Annotated in this window: 22 protein-coding genes; 17 read left to right on the forward strand and 5 right to left on the reverse strand. The window is 65.4% G+C overall.

Annotated features, from left to right (window positions below; translation table 11 throughout):
• Positions 1-293: 293 nt before the first annotated feature.
• The 8 genes from rplU (at position 294) to AB0L63_RS17390 (ending at position 8,735) form a co-directional block, all read left to right on the forward strand.
• Positions 294-605, forward strand: coding sequence for a 50S ribosomal protein L21 (rplU, locus tag AB0L63_RS17355; protein ID WP_040687720.1), 312 nt, complete (start codon positions 294-296; stop codon positions 603-605).
• A gap of 40 nt (positions 606-645) precedes the next feature.
• Complete coding sequence (gene rpmA / locus AB0L63_RS17360; protein WP_364501315.1) at positions 646-912, forward strand: 50S ribosomal protein L27; 267 nt, start codon at positions 646-648, stop codon at positions 910-912.
• 153 nt (positions 913-1,065) lie between these two features.
• Positions 1,066-2,520, forward strand: coding sequence for a GTPase ObgE (gene obgE, locus AB0L63_RS17365; protein WP_364501317.1), 1,455 nt, complete (start codon positions 1,066-1,068; stop codon positions 2,518-2,520).
• Between the two features lie 216 nt (positions 2,521-2,736).
• Complete coding sequence (gene proB, locus AB0L63_RS17370) at positions 2,737-3,864, forward strand: glutamate 5-kinase (protein ID WP_364501320.1); 1,128 nt, start codon at positions 2,737-2,739, stop codon at positions 3,862-3,864.
• 267 nt (positions 3,865-4,131) lie between these two features.
• Positions 4,132-4,413 carry a hypothetical protein gene (locus tag AB0L63_RS17375; RefSeq protein WP_364501323.1) on the forward strand — a complete coding sequence of 94 codons (282 nt, stop codon included), beginning with the start codon at positions 4,132-4,134 and terminating at the stop codon, positions 4,411-4,413.
• 120 nt (positions 4,414-4,533) lie between these two features.
• Positions 4,534-5,721 carry an FxsB family cyclophane-forming radical SAM/SPASM peptide maturase gene (locus AB0L63_RS17380; RefSeq protein WP_364501874.1) on the forward strand — a complete coding sequence of 396 codons (1,188 nt, stop codon included), beginning with the start codon at positions 4,534-4,536 and terminating at the stop codon, positions 5,719-5,721.
• A 4-nt stretch (positions 5,722-5,725) separates the two neighbouring features.
• Positions 5,726-7,507: an HEXXH motif domain-containing protein gene (locus AB0L63_RS17385; RefSeq protein WP_364501325.1), complete on the forward strand. Its 1,782-nt coding sequence runs from the start codon at positions 5,726-5,728 to the stop codon at positions 7,505-7,507.
• On the forward strand, positions 7,500-8,735 hold the full coding sequence (locus tag AB0L63_RS17390; RefSeq protein WP_364501328.1) for an MFS transporter: 1,236 nt from the start codon (positions 7,500-7,502) through the stop codon (positions 8,733-8,735). The genes AB0L63_RS17385 and AB0L63_RS17390 overlap by 8 nt, the downstream gene beginning before the upstream one ends.
• On the opposite strand, the gene AB0L63_RS17395 is transcribed toward AB0L63_RS17390, so the two are convergent.
• The 3 genes from AB0L63_RS17395 to AB0L63_RS17405 form a co-directional block, all read right to left on the reverse strand.
• The gene (locus tag AB0L63_RS17395; RefSeq protein WP_364501331.1) at positions 8,732-9,865 is read right to left on the reverse strand and encodes a hypothetical protein; all 1,134 of its coding nucleotides are present in this window, start codon (positions 9,863-9,865) and stop codon (positions 8,732-8,734) included. The genes AB0L63_RS17390 and AB0L63_RS17395 overlap by 4 nt on opposite strands.
• Positions 9,862-10,236, reverse strand: coding sequence for a hypothetical protein (locus tag AB0L63_RS17400; RefSeq protein ID WP_364501334.1), 375 nt, complete (start codon positions 10,234-10,236; stop codon positions 9,862-9,864). The genes AB0L63_RS17395 and AB0L63_RS17400 overlap by 4 nt, the downstream gene beginning before the upstream one ends.
• 85 nt (positions 10,237-10,321) lie before the next feature.
• Positions 10,322-11,035 (reverse strand): ESX secretion-associated protein EspG, encoded by a 714-nt coding sequence (locus tag AB0L63_RS17405; RefSeq protein WP_364501337.1) that lies wholly within the window; start codon positions 11,033-11,035, stop codon positions 10,322-10,324.
• 252 nt (positions 11,036-11,287) lie between these two features.
• Between AB0L63_RS17405 and AB0L63_RS17410 the strand changes: the two genes are divergently transcribed.
• The 9 genes from AB0L63_RS17410 (at position 11,288) to AB0L63_RS17450 (ending at position 22,876) form a co-directional block, all read left to right on the forward strand.
• Entirely contained in the window at positions 11,288-14,011 is a 2,724-nt protein-coding gene (locus AB0L63_RS17410) for a phosphoenolpyruvate synthase (RefSeq protein WP_364501340.1), read from the forward strand.
• Complete coding sequence (locus AB0L63_RS17415; RefSeq protein WP_364501343.1) at positions 14,008-17,409, forward strand: AMP-binding protein; 3,402 nt, start codon at positions 14,008-14,010, stop codon at positions 17,407-17,409. Before AB0L63_RS17410 ends, AB0L63_RS17415 begins: the two co-directional genes overlap by 4 nt.
• Entirely contained in the window at positions 17,406-17,744 is a 339-nt protein-coding gene (locus AB0L63_RS17420) for an acyl carrier protein (protein WP_364501346.1), read from the forward strand. The genes AB0L63_RS17415 and AB0L63_RS17420 overlap by 4 nt, the downstream gene beginning before the upstream one ends.
• Complete coding sequence (locus tag AB0L63_RS17425) at positions 17,741-18,832, forward strand: SDR family oxidoreductase (protein WP_364501348.1); 1,092 nt, start codon at positions 17,741-17,743, stop codon at positions 18,830-18,832. Before AB0L63_RS17420 ends, AB0L63_RS17425 begins: the two co-directional genes overlap by 4 nt.
• Positions 18,829-19,761, forward strand: coding sequence for a nucleoside-diphosphate kinase (locus AB0L63_RS17430; RefSeq protein ID WP_364501351.1), 933 nt, complete (start codon positions 18,829-18,831; stop codon positions 19,759-19,761). The genes AB0L63_RS17425 and AB0L63_RS17430 overlap by 4 nt, the downstream gene beginning before the upstream one ends.
• Positions 19,758-20,744 carry a ScbA/BarX family gamma-butyrolactone biosynthesis protein gene (locus AB0L63_RS17435; RefSeq protein ID WP_364501354.1) on the forward strand — a complete coding sequence of 329 codons (987 nt, stop codon included), beginning with the start codon at positions 19,758-19,760 and terminating at the stop codon, positions 20,742-20,744. The genes AB0L63_RS17430 and AB0L63_RS17435 overlap by 4 nt, the downstream gene beginning before the upstream one ends.
• A complete protein-coding gene (locus AB0L63_RS17440; RefSeq protein ID WP_364501357.1) occupies positions 20,744-21,376 on the forward strand; it encodes a nitroreductase family protein in 633 nt (210 codons plus the stop codon). Before AB0L63_RS17435 ends, AB0L63_RS17440 begins: the two co-directional genes overlap by 1 nt.
• 91 nt (positions 21,377-21,467) lie before the next feature.
• Complete coding sequence (locus AB0L63_RS17445; protein ID WP_364501360.1) at positions 21,468-22,412, forward strand: hypothetical protein; 945 nt, start codon at positions 21,468-21,470, stop codon at positions 22,410-22,412.
• A gap of 281 nt (positions 22,413-22,693) precedes the next feature.
• Positions 22,694-22,876, forward strand: a complete 183-nt coding sequence (locus AB0L63_RS17450) for a hypothetical protein (protein WP_364501363.1) — start codon at positions 22,694-22,696, stop codon at positions 22,874-22,876.
• Between the two features lie 652 nt (positions 22,877-23,528).
• Here AB0L63_RS17450 and AB0L63_RS17455 read toward each other — a convergent pair.
• Together AB0L63_RS17455 and AB0L63_RS17460 are read right to left on the reverse strand one after the other, a co-directional pair.
• On the reverse strand, positions 23,529-24,056 hold the full coding sequence (locus AB0L63_RS17455; protein WP_364501365.1) for a hypothetical protein: 528 nt from the start codon (positions 24,054-24,056) through the stop codon (positions 23,529-23,531).
• A gap of 44 nt (positions 24,057-24,100) precedes the next feature.
• Positions 24,101-24,298 (reverse strand): MerR family transcriptional regulator, encoded by a 198-nt coding sequence (locus tag AB0L63_RS17460; protein WP_364501368.1) that lies wholly within the window; start codon positions 24,296-24,298, stop codon positions 24,101-24,103.
• Between the last annotated feature and the right edge of the window lie 127 nt (positions 24,299-24,425).

Below are 24,425 nucleotides of genomic sequence, written 5' to 3' on the forward strand. Positions count from 1 at the left end.
GGATCCGAACCCGGGGCCCCCGCCGCATTCCGCGACGGGGGCCCCGCCTTTCGCGGCACCGGTTTGGTCGGGGTGGTACCCGTCCTGTAATCTTGGACAGTCGCTGCCCGGCGACAGCGCTTATCTGCGCTGTGTTCGTGACTCGGCTCGAAGCCGAGAGCCATCAGGTTGCTGAGGCGGCGGTGACTATCAGACCAGAGTGCTGTGGTTTCCAGCACGGAGTCATCCGTGCGGGAGCAGGCAGCCGCGCGAGCACGAGCCGCGCACATGACAGGAAGAAGGGCAGCCGACCGATGGCAACGTACGCGATCGTCAAGACCGGCGGAAAGCAGTACAAGGTCGCGGTCGGTGACCTGGTGAAGGTCGAGAAGATCGAGGGTGCGCCGGGTTCGTCCGTGGCGCTGGCCCCGGTTCTCGTGGTGAACGGCGCCGAGCTGACCACCGATGCGGACAAGTTGGCCAAGGTCTCCGTGGCCGCCGAGGTCGTCGAGCACACCAAGGGCCCGAAGATCCGCATCCACAAGTTCAAGAACAAGACCGGCTACCACAAGCGCCAGGGTCACCGTCAGCCGCTGACGGTCCTCAAGGTCACCGGCATCAAGTAAGCCTCCGCGCTTTCTCGAATTACTTCACAGGAGTTCAGAAATGGCACATAAGAAGGGTGCATCCAGCTCGCGCAACGGTCGCGACTCGAATGCCCAGCGACTCGGCGTCAAGCGTTTCGGTGGCCAGGCCGTTTCGGCGGGCGAGATCCTGGTTCGCCAGCGCGGCACGCACTTCCACCCCGGCGTGCTTGTCGGCCGTGGCGGCGACGACACCCTGTTCGCCCTGGCTGCGGGCAAGGTCGAATTCGGCACCAAGCGTGGCCGCAAGACCGTCAACATCGTCGTTCCGGAGCCGGCCGAGGCCTGACCGCCTCTAGCCAATCCGAAACAGCTGAGCGGGTCAGGGTGCATTTCCCTGGCCCGCTTTTCGCGTTCTCGAAGGATCGCGTTCCCATAGAGCAGGTTTACTCGAGCGACCTGCAAGCAGTCGACGGCTACCACCGAGGAGGATGATTCGGACATGTCCAAATTCATCGACCGTGTCGTATTGCACGTGCGTGCGGGCAAGGGTGGTCACGGCTGCGCCTCCGTGCGCCGCGAGAAGTTCATGCCGCTCGGCGGTCCGGACGGCGGTAATGGCGGACGCGGCGGGGATGTGATCCTCGAGGTCGACTCGAATGTGCACACTCTGCTTGACTTCCACTTCCATCCGCACGCCAAGGCGAGCAACGGCAAACCGGGCGAGGGCAGTAACCGCGACGGTAAGCAGGGCACCGACCTGGTGCTGAAGGTGCCCGACGGGACCGTGGTGCTGGACGACGACGGTAAGGTGCTCGTCGATCTGGTCGGTGCGGGCAATAAGTTCATCGTGGCCCGTGGCGGACGCGGCGGACTCGGTAACGCCGCGCTGGCCTCGAGGGCCCGCAAGGCGCCCGGTTTCGCGCTGCTCGGTGAGGATGGTGAGGAGGGCGATCTCGTCCTCGAGCTGAAGTCCGTTGCCGATGTGGGGCTGGTCGGGTTCCCGTCGGCGGGTAAGTCCTCGCTGGTGTCGGTGCTTTCGGCCGCCAAGCCGAAGGTCGCGGACTATCCGTTCACCACGCTGGTGCCCAATCTCGGTGTGGTCTCCAGCGGTGACACCACCTTCACCATCGCCGATGTCCCCGGGCTGATTCCGGGCGCGAGTGAGGGACGTGGTCTCGGGCTGGATTTCCTGCGGCATCTGGAGCGCTGTGCGGTGCTCGCACACGTTGTGGACTGTGCGACGCTGGAGCCGGGACGTGATCCGGTTTCCGATGTCGATGCGCTCGAGGCCGAACTCGCCGCCTACAAACCGGCTTTGGATGCCGATACCGGGCTCGGTGATCTGGCCGATCGGCCGCGCGTGGTGATCCTGAACAAAGTCGATGTGCCCGATGCTGCCGAGTTGGCGCAGATGGTCACCTCCGAATTCACCGCCCGGGGCTGGCCGGTTTTCGAGATTTCGGCGGTGAGCCGAGCGGGCCTGCGCCCCTTGACCTTTGCGCTCGCCGAGATGGTCGAGCAGTATCGGACCGCGCATCCGAAGGCCGCGCCGAAGCGTCCGGTGATCCGCCCGATCGCGGTGAACGAGACCGGCTTCAGTGTGATCGCCGATCCCGAGGAGCCGGGTGGCTTCATCGTGCGCGGGCCACAGCCGGAGCGCTGGGTGCGTCAGACCCAGTTCGACAACGACGAAGCCGTCGGCTACCTCGCCGACCGCCTGGCTCGCCTCGGAGTCGAAGACGAGCTGGTGAAGCAGGGCGCGGAGCCCGGTGCACCGGTCACCATCGGCGATGTCACCTTCGATTGGGAGCCGCAGATCTCCGCGGGTGTGGATATGGTCCCAACTGGTCGCGGGACCGATATTCGACTAGAGCAGAACGACCGAATCAGCGCCGCCGAACGTAAACACGCGTCCCGAGTGCGCCGCGGTCTGGTCAAGGACGACGAGGAATAACGTGCGAACCGCGGGCGTGTGGTGTGCGCCGGGGGCTGGCACGCCGTTACGGCGAGCGCTGCGGTTCGGGTCGCCCATTCGGCGAGTGTCGGAATTCGGTGGCGGCCAGTGCGTTAGGGGCGCAGTGTTGCGCCCGGCGGATTCGGTTGGCCTGGTGGGTACGACGAGTTCTTTTGCGGTTCAGGGAGTTCGGTTGCGATGCAGGTGAGTTCGGGGATGGCTGGAGTGGTGTCGCAGTCCGGGCTGAGTGAGGCCAGGACTGCGATCGCTTCGGCGCGCAGTGTGGTGGTGAAGATCGGGTCTTCGGCGCTGACCAGCCTTAAGGGTGGGCTGGATATGGCGCGATTGGATCGGCTCGCCGATGCGGTGGAGGCGCGGATGCGGGCCGGATCCGATGTGGTCGTGGTGTCCTCCGGTGCGATCGGTGCCGGTATCGCGCCGCTCGGATTGACAAGTCGCCCAAGGGATCTGGCCACCAAGCAGGCCGCGGCCAGCGTCGGTCAGCTGGCCTTGGCGCATGCGTGGGGCACCTCGTTCGCGCGGTTCGGGCGCACGGTCGGGCAGGTGCTGTTGAGCGCCGACGACTTCTCGCGTCGGGAACATCACCGCAATGCGCAGCGCACCCTGGATCGGTTGCGCTCGCTCGGTGCGGTCGCTGTGGTGAACGAAAACGACACCGTCGCAACGGAAGAGATTCGATTCGGCGATAATGACCGGCTCGCCGCACTGGTCGCCCATCTGGTCGGCGCGGACGCGCTGGTGCTGCTCTCCGATGTCGAGGGCCTTTATGACGGCGATCCGCGCAAGGGGGCCGCCAACTTCATTCCCGAGGTCCGCAGTAGCGCCGATCTCGACGGCGTCATCGCGGGCAGTGGCGGCGCACTCGGCACCGGCGGCATGGCCTCGAAACTCTCCGCGGCCCGGTTGGCCGCCGACGCGGGTGTCCCCGTGTTGCTTGCCGCGGCCACCGAGGCCGATATCGCGCTCAGCGCGGGCACCGTCGGCACCGCCTTCGCCGCCCGCCCGGTCCGCCTCTCCGCCCGTAAATTCTGGGTACGCCACGCCGCCGACAGCCGTGGCGCCATCCTCATCGATGAGGGTGCCGTTCAAGCCGTCGCCCATCGCCGACGCTCCCTCCTCGCCGCGGGCATCACCGGCGTGCGCGGCCGCTTCCACGGTGGCGACGTAGTCGATCTCATCGCCCCCGACAACTGCATAGTCGCCCGCGGCGTAGTCGAATACGACAGCACCGAACTCTCCGGCATGCTCGGCCGCTCCACCACCGAACTCCCGGACACCATGCAGCGCCCGGTTATCCACGCCGACGACCTGGTCAAGGTCTGAGCCTGCAGCGCGCCATCGGTCGTGTCGGCACCAGATCGGAGCGTCCGCCGGAATTCCGGTATCCGCGCGGTGACCATCTCTCCGGCGAGAGAGCCCTTGCGGCCGGCAACGGTAGTTTGCCATCTGGCGACCCGAATTTCTGGTCTTTCGTCGGCCGGTGGCCCGCGCACGAAGAAAGTATGCGGAAAGAGACCGCTCGACATTTTTCCCATAAATGGGGAATGGCTGAACCGTGCGCGATGCGTTGTGCTGCAGTAGTATTCGTCGTTGGGTTCGCAAATAGTCGGCCCCTGGAAGATTGTTCTCGCTGCGCCCGGTATCGGGGATACCTTTACTTTTCATTTGTCCTTTTATGGGGTGAATCTGTGCTGCGCGAAAGGCGAGAACGAAGGAGGATTTGTCATGGGCAATCTTGCAGACCTTGCGGATCTGAAGCCGGAACAGTTGACCGAGGCCGCGAGCCCGGCGCTGCGGGCGGCGATCGAGCGGCATAAGGACGGCGACTCTTCGAGTATGGCCTTCCGGTCGTTTATCAACCCGGATAACTAGTCGGGTGCACACGTGCGACGCGAACCGTCGCACGTGTGCCCAGCCCGGCCAAGGAAGTGAAATATGGGTTCGGTGCCCTTGGAGCTGTCCCGGCGCGAAGAATTGTGGCCTGCGTCGGGGTTGGATGTCGAGCAGCTGCGAAAATCCGGGTGGCAGCCGCAGCCTTTCGCGGAATTCGTCATCAAGATTCACAGCCGATGTAATTTAGCTTGTGACTATTGCTATATCTACGAGATGGCCGATCAGAGTTGGCGTGATCAGCCGAAGACAATGAGTCATAAAGTGTTCGCCGACGCCTGCCGCATGATCGGTGATCACGCACGCCGATTCGACCTGCCCAGGGTGGACCTCGTGTTGCACGGTGGTGAACCACTGATGGTCGGTCATCGGAATCTCGCGGAATTCGCACGCACCGCGCGTGCGCTGTTGGAGCCGATAACCGAAGTGCGGCTGGGCATACAGACCAATGGAGTGCTGCTCGACGAGGAATTCGTCGACATCTGTGACCGGTGGAATATTCGGATCGGCGTCAGTATCGACGGGGATGAGAGCGGTCAGGACCGGCATCGCCGGGACCGGCGCGGCGAGGGCAGTTATAGCCGGGTGGTGGCGGGCCTGGGGCAGTTGGCGCCGCCGGATCGAAGGGCGCGGCTGTTTGCCGGCCTGCTGTGCACGATCGATATCGATAACGACCCGGTCCGGACGTATCAAGCGCTCTTGGCATTCGATCCGCCTGCGGTCGATTTCCTTCTACCGCATGGCAACTGGGCGACTATGCCCCCGAACCTGGCCGTCGGAGATGGTGCCACGCCCTATGCCGACTGGTTGGTCGCGATCTTCGATCGTTGGTACCAGGCGCCCGAGGTAGAGACCGGGGTGCGGCTCTTCGAGAGCATTATCGCGTTATTGCTCGGTGGGCGGGCGGCGTCGGAATCGGTTGGCCTCGAACCCGTTCGACTGGCAGTAATCGAAACGGACGGAACTCTGGAACAGGTCGACGAACTGAAGTCGGCCTTCGCGGGCGCTACCAAGCTGTCCCGTTCCAAGCAAGACAATCCGCTCGATGCGGCGTTGTGGGAACCATCCATGGTGGCGCGTCAGATCGGGGTCGACGCGTTGAGTCCGATGTGTCGCAGTTGCTCGATACACACCATTTGTGGCGGCGGTCACTACGTCCACCGATACCGCGCGGATAACGGATTCCGCAACCCCTCGGTGTACTGCGCCGATTTGACAGCATTGATCCGGCACATCGGGTCGCGCCTCTTATCCGACGTCGACACCGCCACGCTCGGGCGACAGGAGTAGGGATATGTCCACGACGGTGACCGGAATAGATGATGCCGCTATCGCTTTGAGTTCGGGATACGGCACCGAAACGGCGCTCGCGACGCTGGTGAGCGGAATGCTGACCACGCGAATGATCCTGCTGCGCACACTCGTTGCCGAAGCCACGGCGCGGCCCGAGGTCAGCGATGGCGCCGGATTGCATGCGGCCTATCAGGCTCTCGCTGAGCTACAGCGCACCCATCCCGCCGAGACCGCGGATCTGCTGGCGTACCCGCACCTCGGACCGTGGCTCGCCCACGTTCTCGGTCGCATATACGCCGACGATGATTCGTCGACGCCGCTGTGGGCGGATTGCGGCTACCTGGGCTGGCTCGCTGCCGCCGGTGGCATCGCATGTCTGCCGGACGGCTCGATGCGAGTCGTCGTTCGCAACGGTATCGTGATGCTGCCGGGGATCGGCATGGCGCGGCTCGGGCCCGCCGACTTCTGCGGCCACTGCGAATTGAGCTGGACCAGCGACGGCTCCATCGGTTTCACGCAGTCCGGCACGAGTGTCCTCGTGCCGAGCCAGGACTACGAAGCTGACCCGGACTGGCTGCCGTTGCGAAAGGTGCGCGGCGAAGCAGGTGAACGTACTACGTTCCTGGACGACCTTGATCCGTTTCGCGATCTGGCCAAAGATCAGCCGGTGCCGCCGCGACTCACGGCAGGCCAGGTGGAATTGTGGCAGCGGGACTTCGCTGACGCCTGGGCTCTGCTGCGCCGTGACTTCGAGCGATATCTGATTCCGATGCGCAGCTGCCTGCGCATCGTGGCGCCGTTGACCGCGCGGCCGCGTGCGGCCAGTACCAGCCACACCTCGTTCAATGGTGTCGGCTGCGTCTACACCACGGCACCTGCCGACTCCTGTCAGCTGGCGCTGACCATGATCCATGAGATCCAGCACACGAAGTTCAACCTGCTGATCGATCAGATCCTCCTGTTCGACCAGGACCCGTCCTGTCGCTTCTATGCGCCGTGGCGTGACGACCCACGTCCCATCATGGGTTTGGCGCACGGGATCTATGCCTTCTTCGGTGTCACCGATTTCTGGCGCGTACATCGCAGCGCCGAATGCCACGGTTCTATGCAGTCGCATGTCGAATTCGCATTGTGGCGCGTCCAGGTAGCGGGCGCGATCGAACAGGCGATGGGATCCGGATTGCTCACCGCAACAGGGGAACACTTGATGCGGACATTGCGCGATGGCATAGCCGACTGGGCGGTCGAAGAGCTGCCCGATGCGGCTGGGCTCGCCGCCTCCGAGATCTCCGTAGCACACCACACCTTCTGGCAGGTGCGCAACCTGCTGCCCGCGGCGGCGGATATCGCTGAGTTGGCGGCTCGGTGGCGGGCCAGGGCGGCGCGGCCCGAAGCGCTGGCGCCGTCGAGTCCGGTCGATCAGGACTCGATACCTGATAGCCATCGGCGCCTGCATCTTTCGGTTCAGCTGAAGGAGATCGACAGCGTCGCGGCCGCGGCGCTGTCGATCGAGGATCAGCCCGTTGGTGACAAGGCCTACCTCGCGCAAGACTTTCCGCTTGCGGCAGCGTTGTATCTGGAGCAACTGCGTTCGGATCCGCTGCGGCCGCAACTGTGGGCGGGGCTGGCACTGACGCTGCCGAAACTGAACCCCGATATCGACTTTCGCATCCTGAGTGTGCGGGCCGAAGTCGTGGCACGGCTCTATCAGGCATTGCGCTCGGAATCCGACGCGGTCGAGGTGGTCGAGCTGATCGACTGGTTGTCGGGCATCAATGGCTAGCGCTGGACTGCGTGCCAACCGGAACTTTCTGTTGCTGTGGTCAGGTCACGCGTTCTCGAAGTTGGGCTTCCATGGTGTCCGGATCGCCTATCCACTGCTGGTGCTCACGCTGACTGATTCCCCAGCGGCTGCCGGATGGGTCGGCTTCGCCATAGCCGCGCCGAGCTTGATCTTCCAGATTCCGGCCGGAATCGTCGCCGACTACGGCGACCGAATCCGGATCCTGGTGCGCTGCCAGCTGGTCGGGTTGGCTGCGACCGGGCTGGTTGCCTCGGCGATCTACGCGCGATTGCCAGGCCTCGTAGTGATTGCCGTCGCCGCGGCGTTCGTCGAGGGTTGCGTATCCGTCTTCGTCGATGTGAGTGAGTTGGCGGCCGTGCGTGATGTAGTGGCGCCCGAACATCGGCCCGCCGCGTTCTCCTTCCTGGAGGCCGAACAGCCGATCGCATCTCTTTTCGGTCGGGCGGCTGGTGCCGCCGTGTATGGCGTCGCGCGTTGGCTACCCTTCGTGGCCAACGCGGTGTCATATTTGGTCTGCCTCATCACACTGATGCTGATCCGGCAGGTCTCGGGCACGCCGTCGGCAGCTGACCGGCCAACCCGGCATTCGACGGCTCGAAGTATTGCGGACGGATTGCGCACGGTGTGGTCTGATCGATTCCTTCGGGCCTCGACGGCGATGATCGCCGCGTCGAATGCCGTTATCCAGGTGGTGCTGCTCCTGATCATGGTCGAGCTGGCGGGAAGCGGGTACTCCGCATGGATCATCGGGCTGGTCCTCGGGTCGGCGGGTCTCGGCGGCATTCTCGGTGCCGCCGGCGCTACCCGGCTGATCGCCCGGTTTCCGATCCGACTTGTCTATCGGGCTGCGCTCTGGGTGTGGACCGCGCTACTGGTACCAATTGCGTTGAGCACCAATCCTTTTGTGTTCGCCGCCTGCTGGGCGGGGATCGGCGGGATCGGCGTCGTCAGCAATGTGGCATTGACCGTATACCGGGTCGAAGTCATCCCCGAGCAGATCCTCGGTCGCGCGGTCGCGGCCATGGGCTTGTTCTGGAACGCCGCCGTCGCGCTCGGTGCACTCGGCGCCGGCTATCTGCTGTCCACCCTCGGCATCATGGTGACCCGATGGGCCGCGTTGGCTGCGATGCTCGCCCTGGCCATCTGCGCGGGCACCAGCATCGTTGCGCACCGGTCCGCGACCCCAGCTCCGGTTTCCGCGCGCTAGCGCTGGCTGCTCTCCGGCGTGGGGATGACGCCCGGCTGATTGGTGGTAGACGGGGGTTGCTGGGCTTGTTCCGGGATGGGGCCGGTGATGCCGGGTTGACCGGCTGGGTCGGGGAGGGGTGCGGACGGGCCGGAAGCAGGAGGCGCAGGGGCGGGAGCCTGCGGTTGTGGTGTGGGCGCAGGCGTCTGTGGGGTCGGGGGTGCGGGGGGAAGGGGGTGGGTCTCCTGCGTTGAGGATGGTGCCTGCTGGGACGGCGGTGCGGGTGCGGGGGACTGCGGCTCTGGTGAGGGTGCCTGCTGGGTGGGCGGTGCCGGGGTGGGTGTCGGCTGTTGGTTCGGGACCGGTTGCGGCGCTGGGGTTGGCTGTGGTGCTTGCGATTCCGGTGTCGGGGTCGGCTGTGCTGCTTGGGGGCCCGGCGTCGAGGGCGGCGGAGTTGGTTGTGCCGCTCGGGATTCCGGGGTGGAAGGTGCTGGAGTGCCGGGCGTGGGTTGCTGATCCTGTTGCGGGGCTTCGGGTGTCGGATATTCGAACTGCGGTGAGCGCGGCTGTCGGGAGGGAGACGGAGCAGGTGCGCCGGGAAGGGGTGGTGGCTCGGGCAGGGCGGGAACGGCGGTGCCTGCCATGTGGTAGGCGGGTTTGTAGATCATGTTCATGGCGAGGACGGCTTCTTGGCGCAGCGCCTCTTCCGCCATCTGTGCGTTGATCACATTGGCGGCTTCGAGCAGTCGGGCGATGGTGCCGATCGGGCCCGAATTGCCCGGTGGCACCACGGCGATCTTCACCGTTTCCGCCGCTGCGGCCACCGCGCTGAGGCGGGCGCCGACCTGTCCCATGATCGCGGCGAGTTCATCGACGGAGTCGGCGTAGCTGCGGGCACTCGCATATGCGGCTTCGGCGGCGGCGCCCTCCCAGGCTATCGAATTCATCACCCGATCCGAGCCGGCTCGGGTCAGCGGAAACGAACTGGCCAGCGTCCCTGCAACTTCCAGCCACGTGACCGATGCGTTGAGGATCCGCGCGGCATCGATCTGCTGGGTCTTGGCGTAGATCTCCTCATGTTTCATCGACTCGAAATGCTCCATCGAGTTGATGTAATCGGGATCGAAATCACTCTGCGATCCGGCGCTCATCGTGGCACCCGCGTCTCGATAGCCTGCAGCGCTGCGGCGTTCGCGGCGTCGGCCTCCTCGAACAGCCCGCCGCTGATCAGGAACGCTTCCTTCATGCGGTAGGCGGCTTCGATGTAGTGGTCGAGCAGGGTGGCGGCGTCGCGGGCCTTGTGCGCGAATCCGGCCTGCAACTGGTGTGCGGAGGTGAATCCACCGAAGCCATCCAGCTCGCCCACCGATTCAAGGCGCTGGCGTAGATGGATGAGCCGGTCGGCCTGGTTGTCGTACATTTCGGCGCAACGTCGCGCAGCGTCTGGATCGAACTTGATGGTGCCCGCCTGTGCCTGCTGTTTGAAGCGGGCGATATCGGTTCGGCTGCTCTCGATCGTCATGCACCACACCCCCGGGGATCGGTCGGTTCGCCTCAGACTAACCGTTACCCATGCCTCCGGATGAAATAGTTCCGGTCGGTGCGAACTATCGGGCCGGCGCGGGAATGCGTTTCTGCAGCTGCGTCGCGAGTTGTCCGGCCGAGGCCGGCACGATGTGCACGGTATCGCCCGCCTTGATCAGGTAGCGCCCGTCGCCCTTGACATCGATCCAGGTGTAGTGGATCGGCGGCTGCGGTGACGAATGGTCCAGCCGACCCTCGATCCGGATATGCCCCTCGGCGGTGTGCGGCTTCAGCAGCAGCCGCCGAATCGCCGGCACCGTCCGCTGCGATACGACCACCGTCTCGTCGTCGCGGATCGCATCGGCGGATGCCGCCCGCGCGGGTTCGTGTCCGGCCGGGACCGTGGGCAGCAATGCGGCGATCCGAGTGCCGAGCTTGGCGCTGAGCCCGATCGAAAGTCGTACGCGCCCACCGAAATCCGGGCCGGAACCGGGTTCCTGGATAGCCAGGACGGCGCGATCGTAGATCGCACAGGCCAGTAATCGGATTTCGCTGCCGGGACCATGTCCGCCGCCGATCGCCACGATCCTGGTCTGCGGTGCGGCCAAGATCCGCAGGCACGCCGACAGGTCCGGATCACTGCGCAGCGGTAATCGCTCGTCCAGCTGTGCGCGCAATGTGTCGGCCTCGGCCTCGGTGCGCGGCGTCTCGAGAATGCGCAGCGGATACGGGTGACGATCCACTTCGGTCTCGCGCCAGATATGGGCGAACTCGTCCGGGGTGAAGGTCCAACTCACGCCGAATTACTCCTCACAACCACGAACGTCCGGGCTCCCGCTGGCGACTGCTTGCAGGTCGCTCGAAAGGGCCAGCTTACTGATGCCTCGAAGCGTTCGAACCACGTCTGCGGCAAGCGGTACCACAGGATTGCGGGCTAACGTCGAAAGCAAAAGTCGGATATATCCAAACAACCCCTTCCGCTTTGCTCCGCCTCGTTGCGCCGGAGCGCCCGCTCCGGTGCGGTGAACGGGGGTGATGGGAGAGAAGCTTTGCAGGTACTTGGACCGTGGACCGACTCGGCGACATTCGCCGCGCTGGCCGGGGGTAAAGCACGTGGGTTGTACACCTTGCACAATGGTGGCTTCCGCGTCCCCGACTGGGTAGTGGTCGGCACCGATGTCTTCAACCGGTTCCTCAGCGAGACCGCCATGGGTGACGATGCGGCCGCTGATGTGATGGATGTCACGTCATCGGACGACTTGGATTCGGCGCTGGCCGCTGGTGCGGAATTACGCGCGGCGATCAGCAATGCGCCACTGCCGCAGCCGATTCTCGACCTGATCGCCGATGCTTACGGCCGCGTCGGCACGGGTGCGATCGCGGTTCGATCGTCAGCCGTCGTCGAGGACGGTCCCGGCCAGTCCTACGCGGGCCAGTTCGACTCGTTCCTCAATGTCAACGGCGTGGATGCGGTCGCGGCGCGCGTGCGCGACTGCTGGGCTTCGGCCTTCTCGGAACGGTCCATCCGCTATGCCTTTGCACACGGCCTGCCGCGCACCGATGCCATAGCCGTTGTCCTGCAACGTCTCATCGTTGCGCAGGCCAGCGGGGTGATGTTCACCGCGAACCCGATCAGCGGTGCCGCAGACGAATTGATCGTGAGCGCGGTGTACGGGCTCGGCGAGGGACTGGTTTCGGGTGCGGTGGACGCCGATTCGGTTGTGGTCGACAAATCCTCCGGCACGGTGCTGGAAACGACTGTGGGGGACAAGGATCGCAGCTATGCACCCGCGGGGGAGCAGGGCTGTGCGGTGCTCGAGGTCGAGCAGCAGCGCCGCGAGCGTGCCGTGCTCGCCGATGCCGAACTGGCCGAGTTAGTGGAGTGGGGACGCAAGCTGGAGGCCGATTTCGGTGCGCCACAGGACATCGAGTGGGCCATAGATGCCGACGGCCTCTGGTTCCTGCAGTCGCGGCCGATCACCACGGCGGTCACCGACAGCGCGGTACGCGCCGCGGTACTGCGAGGCGCCGGTGAGGTGCTCGCCGACGGCGACGAGCGAATCTGGGACAACTCCAACATCATCGAGAGTTTCAGCGGTATCACCTCCCCGCTGACCTACACGACCGCCGCTGACATCTACGGCCGCGTATATCACGGTTACGCGAAGTCGCTGCGGGTGCCCGCCGAGCAACTGCGCCAGACCGATCGCTGGACTCCGGTGCTACTCGGCTACTTTCACGGCCGGGTCTACTACAACCTGCTGCACTGGTACCGGATGGTGGGCATCGCACCCGGGTATCCGTTGAACCGGAAAGTGTTGGAGGCGGCGCTCGGTGTCGATGAACCGCTGCCCGATGAGGTTGCGAAAACCCTGCGCCCATTCATCTTCCGTACGCCGCTGGCCCGGCTGCGGTCGCGGGCGATTACCACGGTGACCTATGTGCGGCGGCTGTTCGGTATCGACGATATGGTCGAGCGCTTCATGACCGACTTCTATCGCGTCTACGACGAATATGATGCGCTCGATTACGCGACGCTGACCGGCGAACAGGCCTATGCGGCCTATCGCAAGGTCGATCGCGATCTGGTCGAGCGCTGGGGTCCGCTGATGGTCCTGGATGCGATCCTGTTGACCTGCACCGGTCTGATGTATCTGCTGACCAAACTGCTGTTGCCGAAGGCGCCGGAGTGGTTCCTGTATGCCGTCGTCGGTCCCGGTGCCGATGTCGAATCCGCCGAACCGGCGCGCGCGATGACCGAGCTGGCGCAGTTCGCTCGCCGCGATCCCGAACTGGTGTCGTTGATCAATTCGACCGCGCCGGAACAGATTTACGATGCGCTGCGCGACCGCACCGATTTTCTCGGCCGGATCGACGATTACATCGATCGCTACGGCTACCGCAGCCTGGACGAGCTGAAACTGGAAACCCCGGATCTGCGTGAGGATCCCGCGAGCCTGTTCATCATGCTGCGCAGCGCGATCGGCCGGGTCGGCGAGGCGGCGCAGCACAGCCGCGGTGCGGAGGCCGATGAGTACCTCGACGCAGAGTTGCACGGCTTCCGGCGGCGGATCTATGAACGCCTGCGCGGCAAGGTGAATCGGTGCGCGGCGCATCGAGAGCGGCTGCGGTTCTGCCGCACCAGGGCCTTCGGCATGGTCAAGCGGATGATCCGGGTCATGGGCCGGGATCTGGTCGCGCGTGGTGTCATCGACGAATTCGACGACGTCTTCGCACTGACCGTCCAGGAGTTGCGCGGCTGCTACGAGGGCGCCGATACGGGCGGTCTCGGCGGTCTGGTCGCCGCACGGAAAGCGCAGCGCGCCAGGGACGCCGAGTTGGTCGCCCCGGCCCGCTTCATCACCTCTGGGCCGACATTCGGGCGCGCCGAACTCGCGCGTCAGGGCTGGGTGCCGGTCACCGACACCCCGGCCGCGACCGTCGGCACCGTGCTACCCGGCACGCCGTCGGCATCCGGAATCGTCGAAGGCGCCGCGGTGGTCGTCGACGAGCCACGCGATGTGGCTGGCGGCATTCTGGTGGCATACCGCACCGATCCCGGTTGGGTCGCCGCACTGCCCTCGGCATCGGCGCTGGTCATCGAGCGCGGCAGCCCCCTCACCCATGTCGCGATCGTGGCACGGGAGCTGGGAGTACCGACGGTGGTTCAAGTCAAGGACCTGACCAAAAGAATACGTTCCGGTATGGGTATACGGGTCGATGGCACGAACGGTACCGTTACTGTGCTTTCGGGAGGAGATCCGGCGGAATGAAGCCTGGTGAAGACGTTGCTGCAGTACGAAATTGGCTTGCCGATCCGGCGCCCGACGCCGGAATCCACTTTGCCGACGAGGCCGACGGCTGGGAGTACCGCAGCTATTCCGAGCTCGCGGAGCTGACCTGGGCGATCGCGGCGCGCATGCGCGAAAACGGTATGGGCAGCGGCGATGGCGTATGTGTCATCATGCCGACCGGATTTCCTTGTGCGGCAGCCTTTTACGCGGTGTGGGCCTGCGGTGGGGTCTTCACCCCGGTCGCGCCGCCGATGTTCGGCGACCTCGACCAGATCATCGCGCATATCGCGGCAATTCTGGAGCAAGCCCGGCCGCGACTGATGGTCACCTCGATCGAGTTCGAGCAGTTGGTGCGCCAAGCGGCGGAGGCGGCCGGCCGTACCGATGAGCCACTGGTGATCGATGCCGCGAATCTCGGTCCCGCGCCGGTGGAGCGCGAATTCGGCGTGCCCGACGAATGTGCGCTGCTGCAATTCACCTCCGGGTCGACCGGGACGCCGCGTGGGGTGCGGGTCAGCTGGCACAACCTGGCCAACAACATCGCGATGATTTCGACGCTGATCGACTGGCGGCCGGGCGAAACCATGGTTTCCTGGCTGCCGCTCTATCACGACATGGGCCTGGTCGGCGCATTCCTCACCACCGTGACCAATCAGGGCGAGCTGTATCTGATGCGCCCGGACCAGTTCGTCCGCGATCCGGCGCGCTGGCTGCGCGCCATGTCGCACGCACAGCACACTCCGTCGCCGTCGTTCGCACTCGGTTATGTCGCGCATCGGGTCGCGCCGGAGGAGATCGCGGAGCTTGATCTGTCCGGCTGGCGTACGCTGGCCGTCGGTTCCGAGCCGGTCGAGCTGGCCGATCTGCAGTCCTTCGCCGATCTCGCGGGCCGACAAGGGTTTTCGACCTCTGCGTACACTCTCGCCTACGGTCTGGCCGAGGCGACGCTGATGGTCACCTCCTCCGCGCGCAACCGGCCCATCACCGCGCTGCGGCTGGACAATCCCAGTCTGCGCTTCGGCCAACCGATTACGATTCTGGCCGAGGAATTGCTCGACGACACCCACCGCGTCGAGGGGTCCGGGTGGATCACCGGACTCGGCTACTCGACGCCCGAATCGACGGTGCGAGTGGTCGACGAAGACGGTCGAGAACTGCCGGACGGCACTCTCGGCGAGATGATCGTCGTCGGGGATTCGGTCGCGCTGGGTTACTCCGGCGAGCCCACCACCGGGTCCTCCACCCGGATCGTCGAAAAGGTGCTGTTCACTGGCGATGCCGGATTCCTGCACAACGGTGAGGTTTTCGTACTCGGCCGGATGGGCTCGAGCCTGAAGGTGCGCGGGCGGTCGGTGTTCATGGAGGACATCGAATCCCGGGTGGCCCAGGAAACCGGAATTACCAAGGGCAAACTTGCCGCCGTCGCGATCACCGAGGCCGGTGCCCAGGGCATCGCACTGTTCGCCGAATCGGCACCGGGCGAGTGGATTGCCGAGGCGCGCAGGATCATTCGCGGAGAACTCGGGCCCGCGCAGACGGTGACCATTGTGACCGGCCCGCGCGGCACCATCCGCCGCACCTCCAGCGGTAAACCGCGGCGTCGGCATATGTGGCAGCTGTTCGCGGACGGTGCGTTGGCGGGCGCGGTGTTGCACGGGGCCGACGCGGCCACCGCAGCGGAACCGCGGACCGACCGCCCGGTGACCGACGATGCCGTGCCCGAGCCTGCGCTGCCTGCCGAACGAGTACGACAGTTGCTCGATCGATCCTTGGAAAGCGTTGCGGTACCGCGAGATTCGACCATTTTATTCGAGGGCTCGCTGGCAGAGGGCTTCGGCAATGCCGGATCCGATGTCGATTTCCTGGTAGTCGCACCCGGTGACGAGGAGTTGCCGACGCTGCCGACGGTGTTGTTCATCGATGGTCGGCGCGTGGAGGTGCGGACGCGGTCCGAGGCGCAGCTGCGCAATCAGCTCGAGCTGGCGGCGAGTGGTTCGGACGAGATCGACGAGGATCTGCTCAACCGGTGTCAGCGATTCCTGCGTGCCACCGTGGTCCGGTCCGCGGCACCGGATGTCGTGGAATTGCGTGCACTGCTGCCACATTCGCGGTTCACGGCGCTGGTGGCCGACTGGTGGGTCCGGCGCGCGACACAGGCACTGCGCTACGCGGTCGCGCTGCGGGCCCTGCACGCCGAGGCCGAGGCCGCCGACTGGGCCCGAGACGGCCTGCTCCAGGCAATGAAGGGCTGGGCCGCCCGCAAGGGCGAAAGCTATCTGGAAACCAAATGGCTACCGCACCAACTCGACCGCATCGGAACCGACGCGCTCATCGATCGCTATCGCGAGCTCACCAGGCCGACCGAGCAGGTTGCGTGGGAACGGGTTTGGGAGCTGGCCGCGAGGCTCGGTGTGTCCGAGATCACCGATGATCCGCACCAGATCCTCTTCGCACGCCGACCAAGGGTCACCACCTGGACGATCGGCGGGCGCATCCATGTGATCCGCGACGACCGCGACGTCTTCGTACTATCGGACAGCGCGGCCCGTGCTTGGCGTTCGGTGGTGTTCCGGCATTCGCTGCGCGATGTCCTCGGCCGCGCCGAATATGACATCGCCGAGAATCTGGTCGAGTTCCTCGGGCTCGGTCTGGTCGGATTGCAGTGGCGCGGTGGCGACCTCATCGATCCGGCGTTGGCCATGTGCAAGCCGGTCAAGCCGTACACTCCGGTGCCTTATGCGGCCGCGCCCGCCCTCGGCCTGACCGGTGCCACGCGCGACGAAGTGATCGCGACGTTGTCGCCCCTGCCCGCAACCAGATTCACCGAATGCGCATTGAATCTGGTGTGGTCCAATGTCGTCTTGGAGAATGCCAGGGAGGACCTGGCGGGCGCGGTCAAGAACTCCCAGGGTGCGGTCGCCGATATCGCCGCACATCGGCTGATCGCCATGGCGGTCCGTGTCCTGTTGTCCGCATTCGGGACTCACCCGCTGCCCGCCGATGTGGCGCCCGTGCAGACTGTGCGGCGGCTGTTGCCGGACCACGCCGTGCGTCGTGACGATCTGTTGACGCAGCTGGAATCGGCACGGCAGGTCGGCTTCTCGGCGATAATCGATACGGGCGGTGATACGCTCGCGAGCCTCGCGGTGCTGGACGATTTCGTCACACTGGTCCGGCGGATCGCGGCGGGGGCGGAGACGACAACGGGATTCCCGGCTTCCTTCGATTCGCGTGAGCAGTGGCGGCGCACGCTGGCGATCGGTTACGACTGGTTGCGCATCGCCGGGTACCTGAATACCGACCTGCCCCTGGACGAGGCCCGCGATCTGCTGACCTCCGGTGGCCAACAACCGCATCTGCGGGAAGGAGAGTCATGAGGGCAGCATCGAGCAGCCATTCGATGAATGGTGGCGACCTGGTGCCGGGTGGGCCCGCGGTGGCCGACATCACGACTGCCGACAAGGTGCGCCGGATCGTCCTGGCGATGGCCCCGCAACCGCCGGCCGAATTGTCCGACGAGCACCGCCTCGTGGAGGATCTCGGGTTCGATTCGCTGCGTTTGATGGAACTCACTGTCGTCCTGGAGCGTGCGTTCGCGCTGCCGCGCTACCGGCCCGAGGAACTGGTGGGTGTGCGCCGGGTCGATGCGGTGATCGCCCTGATCTCGGGCACTGTAGCGGCGGCCGAAGCGTCCGGCGGGGTGCCGCTATGAGTCCTGGCGATACCGTGCTGGTGACCGGTGCGGCCGGGTTGGTCGGTGCCGAGGTCGTGGCCAGGCTCGCGGCCGCGAATCGACCGATTGCCGCTGTGCTGCACCGCAATTCGACCATTGTGCGCAATGACGGCACGTTGATCGAGGCCGGCACAGCCGTCGCGGGTGACGTGCGCGCGCCCGGATTCGGCCTCTCCGAGCGCGACGCCGAGGATCTGGCGGAGCGGGTCGGCATCGTCGTGCACTGCGCGGCGACCACGGCATTCGACGCGTCGGCGGCGGACTATGAGGAACTCAATGTCGTCGGCACCGCGAATGCCATTGCGCTCGCGCGACGGTGGGAGGTGCCGCTGGTACATGTGAGCACCGCATATGTCTGCGGCATGCGCGGCGGCACCCTTGCCGAGGACGAACTCGACGCCGGTCAAACCTTCGGAAATGGCTACGAGGACAGCAAGTTTCGCGCCGAGAAGCTGGTGCGCGCGGCTGGGGAGCAGGGCCTGCGGTGGGCGATCGTGCGGCCTGGCATCGTGACCGGAGCGAGCGATACCGGCACCATTCGGGAGTACAAGAATCTGTACACCGTGGTGAAACTCATGGTCGAGGGCAAACTGCATTCGCTGCCCGGCCGCTACGACGCGACACTCTCGCTGGCACCGGTCGACCATGTCGCCGATGTCATCGCCGCGGCCGTACTGGATTTCGATTCCGCACACCGTCGCACGCTGCACGCGCTCGGCCGCGATACCCTGTCGCTGCGCGAGGTCTCCGATGTGCTCGCCGAATATCCGTCGTTCGAGGTCGCCACGTTCGTGCCCGAGTCGACCTTCGCCGAGGACGACCTCGAGCCGATCGAGCGGGAGTACTACCGCCGCATCGGTTCGCTCTACACCAGCTATTTCCGGCGGCGACTGGTGTTCGACACCAGCCACGCCGACGTGCTGCTCGGCAAACCGTCCCCGGCCAGCGGCAAGGAGTATCTGCGGGTACTGCTGGACTTCTGCCTGGAATCGGGATACCTGGGTATGCCGCTGCCCTCGATAGCGGACATCCTGGCCAGCAACAACTTCGACGGAGCCGCCCCATGAGTGCGACAACGTCGGAGTCGCTGCGGGAACTGCTGGGCGCGCTGACGCCATCGCCGCAGAAGGTCGATGCCTACGTCGTCGACACCTATGTTCAGGAATCGGTGGACCAACTCGGCCGACTCGGTGTCGATGCGGCCACATTCGCCAGGGAGCATTCGCTGCTGCTGCTCAAGCCGGACGCGATCGTCGCGCGTTCCGTGGAGCCGACACTGAATTGGCTGGTCGACAACGGTTTTCGGGTGGTCAGCGCATTCCGTCTTCCGGTGGACCGGCATGTGGCCCGCGCACTGTGGTACTTCGCCTGGAATATCGCCTCCCCCGAACGCCGCCGCCTGGCCGATCTGCTGGTCGCCATCTCGGATGTGCTCGTCCTCGTCGTGCACGCCCCCGACGGTGAACTGCCGGTGCCGGTGCGGCTCACCGAGGCGAAGGGCGCCACCGATCCGCGCAAGCGCCGCCCGGGTGAACTGCGGTATCTGCTCGGCCGCCACAACTATCTGCTGAACCTGGTGCATTCGCCCGACGATCCCGCCGACGTACTGCGGGAACTCGCCATCTACCTGGACGAATGGAGCCGGGCAGCGGTGATTGCACAAGCCTGCGCAGGTGCGGATCGCGCGGCGGACGCGGCCGCGATCGCCGAGGAACTCTATGCGCGCACACCGGCGCGCAGCTTCGATCGGGCGGACGCGCTCGACCGGGTGCTACACGATTCGGCACAGGGCGGTAGGTCGACCCCACCCGGTTTCGATCCGGCCTCGGATGCGGACTGTGCGCAGTTGCTGCATCTGGCCTGGGCCGATGGCCGCGAGGTCGATCCGTGGTCGGCGATCGTACTCGGGTCCTATGTACTTCCCATGCGGACCGGTACCGCGTCGCAGACGTTGCGACCGGTGTCCGCCGAAGAATGGTTGGAGGGTCGAACGTGACCACAGAAGCGGCCGCCGTGCAGTTGGCGAGCCATACCCGCACCATCTCCCGGGAACTCGCACACCGGTGCGCGGTCTCGGAGGTGTTCGTCACCTCGCTGGACGCCGTGGCCGAACACACTTTCGTCGCGGGAGCCCAACTGCCCAGAATGCACGCGTATTACGGTGATCACGCCGGATCGCTTGCGGTGCGCCATGATCCGCTGGTGGTCATGGAGGCGGCCCGGCAGGCCGCCATCGCATTGACGCACAAGTTCTATGAGGTGCCGCCCGAAATGGCCTTCGTAGTACGCACCTTCAATGGCACCGGATCCGACACCGCCGCGTGGGAGGTGCGCACCGCACCCGCCGATCTGGTGATGCATGTGCGAGTTCCGCAGCATCATCAGCGTGGTGGTGTGCTGCAGGGAGTGGATATGGTGCTCGAGATCGAATCCGACGGCGTGCCGATGCTGACGGTCGACGGATCCTTCTCCTGGGTGACCGCACGGCAGTGGTCGGCGCTGCGCAGCGGATTCCGGGAAAGCCTGGGGCTCGGCCCGTTTTGTGGTGCCTTGGCACTCACCGAACGCGCCGCACCTGCCGCGGTCGGCCGGGAGAACTGGCGCAATGTGGTGATCGGCCCGCCGGTGCGCGACGGTGCGACCGCACGGGCACGGCTGGTACCCGATCTCGGCCATCCCTTTCTGTTCGACCACCAGCTCGACCATGTGCCCGGCAGTCTGCTCATCGAGGCCTGCCGGCAGACCGCATTGTCGATGCTCGTGCGCGATCTGCCCCAACTCGCATGTGTGGCAAGTGCTTTCGAACGATTCGTCGAGCTGGACCTGCCGGTGGAATGCACCGCGGAGATCACCGACCAAGGCGCCGGTACCACCGTGATCCATTGCGAGATCTACCAGGCCGACGCCGTGGCCGCCCGGATCGATCTCGAATTCGCCGAGGACGCACTGATTTCCGAGGCCGATAGTGAAGGAGCCTGATGGGCGCGGAGTTCTCGGGCACCGATCTGCTGACCACTACCCGCGCCTTCCGCCGCCGCCTCGACCTGACCCGTCCGGTCGCGCGTCAGGACCTGCTGGACTGCCTGGATATCGCGGTGCACGCGCCGAGCGGCACCAACCGGCAGCCGTGGCGCTTCCTGGTCGTGGCGGATCCGGCGACTAAACAGCAGATCGCCGAGTACTACCGAAAGGGTTTCGCCGCGTACCTTTCCGCGCGCACACCTCGTCCGGACCAGCTCGGTGATCTGGCCTCCGGGCAGCACCTCGCGGCGCATCTGCACGAGGTGCCCGTGCTGGTCATCGTGTGCTCGCTCGGTCGCCCGCCCGCGGCCGCGTCCCCGCTGCTGCTGGCCAGTTTCTACGGCTCGATCTACCCGGCGGTCTGGAATTTCATGCTCGCGCTGCACGAACGTGGACTGGGCTCCACCATGACCACCGCGCATCTGGCCTATGAGCGCGAGATCGCCGATCTGCTCGGGATTCCGTTCGAGCAGGTCACCCAGGTCGCCATGCTGCCGGTCGCGCATCTGCTGCCCGGTACGCGCGGGCAGGGGCTGCGGCGCACACCTGCCGCGGAGGTGACGATGTGGGATCGGTGGACCGAGGCATGAGTTCGCGAATCAGGTTACAGCGCGCATCGCTCGTGCCGGAGCCGAGCGCAGCGAGCGAACCATGAACACAGCCGAGCCCAGCGAGCGAACAATGCACACAGCCGAGGTCGCCGGGACGTCGTCCTCCGGTTTGCTCGATTCCGTTGTCCATATCGGGCGTTTCACCGCGGTCATGTACAAACCGCACTACGTCCTGTACGGCGTGCTCTGGGTGCTGGCCTTGGAGGGGACCGCGGCCCTGGTGTCACAACCGGATTCGGCCTGGCATCCGACCGGGGCCACGGTTCTGCGTATCGTCGTCGTCGCCTTCGTCCTGCTGTATCTGCGCATGGTCGACGAACAGAAGGACCTCGACTACGACCGTGTGCACAATCCGGACCGCCTCTTGGTCACCGGCGCGATTTCCGCGACCGAACTCCGAGCCGCCATGGCGGCCATTGCCATCGGTGCGATCGCCGCCAGCCTGACGCTCTCGGTGATCTCCGCGCTCATGATCGCTGCCGTCCTCGCCTACGGCCTGGCGCTATGGGGGCTCGAGCGGCTATCGGAGACCATACGAACCGATATCATGGCGAATCTCGCCGTCACCTATCCGGTTCAGCTCCTGGTCACCGCCTATGTGGTCCTGTCCGCCGCCGATACCGGCGAGGTCCACGCCACCTGGAAGACCGCGTCCGTCGCTCTGATATTCGCCGGCGGGTTCCTGCAATTCGAATTCGCTCGCAAGACATTTCGCACGCCACGCACCGACGAGCACTTCTACTCCAATGCTCTCGGCGCGACTGGCAGCACGGCCTTCGGACTGCTGTGCGCGGCCGTCGCCGCCGCCACCGATATCGCACTCGTCCAGCCATGGACGTACCCGTCAGCCCAGGCGATGGTCGCCTGGGTTCCGTTGGCGCTCTTAGCGCTTCCTATCTGGGGCGCGGTGAAGTTCGCCCGTGGCAGCAAGCCGGACTATCCGGTACTCCCGGCCGTCCTGTTCATCCTGACACTGTACATAGTACTGATCGTGCAGGCGATCACCCTGACGTAAGTCCAAAGCCCGCCGGTGACTTCAGCCGATCGGCAGGCACGCCGATCCGAGATCGACGCCGGTCCCGACGCGCACGCGACCGAGCCCTCCGATTCGTGTAATTGCCGCCCACATACTTCGCCCGCAGCGTGTGATTACCGGTGGTGGTGGTTTCCAATCAATCTGGGCGGTCAACGAGACACCATTCGACGGCGTCGCCTTGTTCACCCTCGGTGTGACACTGCCGAGGAATGCGCCCTCATCCCAGAACTCCACCGGCGGAAATGTCGGCCGATGACTGGATGCGCCACCGCAGCGGCCGTCGTCAGCGGCAACCAGCCACCACGGGGCATCCCGCACTGGACTACGTCACTCGCGAGCAGTTCGACTTCAACCTGAACACGGTCTTCGAGTACGGCCTGCAACGCATACTCGACGGCATCGAAGCCCACCACCGCGCCCTCGGGCTCACCCCAAGCAGATGAAACCCCTTTTACTGGACCAAGATTCGACGAGACTATGCGTGCCGTGTCGGATTCAGTGCGGGGTCAACGGCTCTCGGTGGCGGGATCCCGGACGGCGTCGGCGTCAGCTTGCGACAGGGTTGCCCCAGCGGTGGGCGGACCGTTCCCACACAGGCAGGGCGGGCGCGGTCATCGCTGCCCCCGGTGGGATGGGATCGGTTGGCGTGCAGCGTTTTAGGGATCCAGGTGTCAAATCTTTTGCGGACGCATATCACTATCAGCGGCCAGGCCGCGATCTGGCTGGGCGTGGTGAATCCACTCGACCCCTGACCCGCGCGAGCTGCGAATGTGTGTAGGCGTGGGGGCAGGTAACGGTTGTGTTGCTATGGGCTCACGCCAGCGTTGATCCCGGCGGAATTGGGAATTCCTGGTCACACGTCCTGTGAGCGGAATGAGGTGCCACATGAACACAGTGGTATGCGGCGATTGCTGGCGTCGCGAAAACTTGACGTTCGCACAGCGACTCGACCCGGCATTCATCCGACCCGGATTCGGCTATCTCTGCCCGGAGCATCGTGCCTGCCGAGCCGAAACGCTCGGTCGGCCCGAAACCGGACAATCGGCGGCGTGAACCCCCGGAACCAACGCGCACCCCAGCGAATATCGCTGGCGGTCAAGGCGCGTCGGGCACTGAACCGGTACGTCCGCGTTCGCGCTCCGCGGCGGTGGCGAGGTAATCGCCCAACTCGCGCCGCAGCGTGACATCGAGCGACCGGGCCAGGGTGGCATGCACCGAGGCAACGGCCAGTTCGCGCATTTTATTGAGCATCGCTGTGGTGCCGGCGATTTCGCTGCTGGTCTCCGGCAACCAGCCGGGCCTGTGTTCGTCGACGATGTGCTGTTCGGTGGCCGTGATCATGACGTGGGTGATGTCATCGATGTGGTCGGCGACCTTGGCGTAGATCTCGATGAGCGTGCGCAGTTCCAGGCCGTATTCATGCAATTCGGCGAAGGAGGTGAGCAGTGCGGTATCGGTGCAGGCGACGGTATCGCCCTCGATCCGCACCAGCTTCATCTCCGCGAGCCGGTCGACGAGTTCGTCGGTATCGGTGCCGAGAGTGGTCCCGATGAGTTCGCGGGGCATCTCGAAGGTTTCGTCCTTGGCCCAGCTGGCCGTCACCGCGTGCTGCGGACCGAGCACCTCGGTGAGGTCCTTGCCGGTCTCCCAGCTGGTAATGAAATCGGCTATATGGCGGTGGTGAAGCCGCGTTGCAACAGCGCGTCGATGAGTCGCAGTCGCTCCAGATGCGAATCGTCGTAGACGCTGGCGCGCCCGTCCTTGCCGACCGGGGGCGGTAGCAGTCCGCGCTCCTGGTAGGCGCGCACATTCCGGGTCGTGTTGCCCGCAGCGCGGGCGAGATCATCGATCCAGTAGTCCGGCACCGATATCACCTCTCATAGCGACTAGGGCACCCTGCACCTGCGGCCGGAATGCGGTCTGCGAACCGACCGAGTCCAACGTCCCGCACGCCGCTGGCGATTGCGTGCAGGTCGCTCGAAAGGGCCAGCG

The sequence above is a fragment of the Nocardia sp. NPDC051990 genome, from assembly GCF_040680755.1.
In the GTDB taxonomy this organism is placed as follows: domain Bacteria; phylum Actinomycetota; class Actinomycetes; order Mycobacteriales; family Mycobacteriaceae; genus Nocardia.

Coding starts and splice junctions, on each gene's coding strand:
- rplU (WP_040687720.1), top strand. CDS start 294: ATGGCAACGTACGCGATCGTCAAGACCGGCGGAAAGCAGTACAAGGTC.
- rpmA (WP_364501315.1), top strand. CDS start 646: ATGGCACATAAGAAGGGTGCATCCAGCTCGCGCAACGGTCGCGACTCG.
- obgE (WP_364501317.1), top strand. CDS start 1,066: ATGTCCAAATTCATCGACCGTGTCGTATTGCACGTGCGTGCGGGCAAG.
- proB (WP_364501320.1), top strand. CDS start 2,737: ATGGCTGGAGTGGTGTCGCAGTCCGGGCTGAGTGAGGCCAGGACTGCG.
- AB0L63_RS17385 (WP_364501325.1), top strand. CDS start 5,726: ATGTCCACGACGGTGACCGGAATAGATGATGCCGCTATCGCTTTGAGT.
- AB0L63_RS17390 (WP_364501328.1), top strand. CDS start 7,500: ATGGCTAGCGCTGGACTGCGTGCCAACCGGAACTTTCTGTTGCTGTGG.
- AB0L63_RS17395 (WP_364501331.1), bottom strand. CDS start 9,865: ATGAGCGCCGGATCGCAGAGTGATTTCGATCCCGATTACATCAACTCG.
- AB0L63_RS17400 (WP_364501334.1), bottom strand. CDS start 10,236: ATGACGATCGAGAGCAGCCGAACCGATATCGCCCGCTTCAAACAGCAG.
- AB0L63_RS17415 (WP_364501343.1), top strand. CDS start 14,008: ATGAAGCCTGGTGAAGACGTTGCTGCAGTACGAAATTGGCTTGCCGAT.
- AB0L63_RS17420 (WP_364501346.1), top strand. CDS start 17,406: ATGAGGGCAGCATCGAGCAGCCATTCGATGAATGGTGGCGACCTGGTG.
- AB0L63_RS17425 (WP_364501348.1), top strand. CDS start 17,741: ATGAGTCCTGGCGATACCGTGCTGGTGACCGGTGCGGCCGGGTTGGTC.
- AB0L63_RS17430 (WP_364501351.1), top strand. CDS start 18,829: ATGAGTGCGACAACGTCGGAGTCGCTGCGGGAACTGCTGGGCGCGCTG.
- AB0L63_RS17440 (WP_364501357.1), top strand. CDS start 20,744: ATGGGCGCGGAGTTCTCGGGCACCGATCTGCTGACCACTACCCGCGCC.
- AB0L63_RS17445 (WP_364501360.1), top strand. CDS start 21,468: ATGCACACAGCCGAGGTCGCCGGGACGTCGTCCTCCGGTTTGCTCGAT.
- AB0L63_RS17450 (WP_364501363.1), top strand. CDS start 22,694: ATGCGCCACCGCAGCGGCCGTCGTCAGCGGCAACCAGCCACCACGGGG.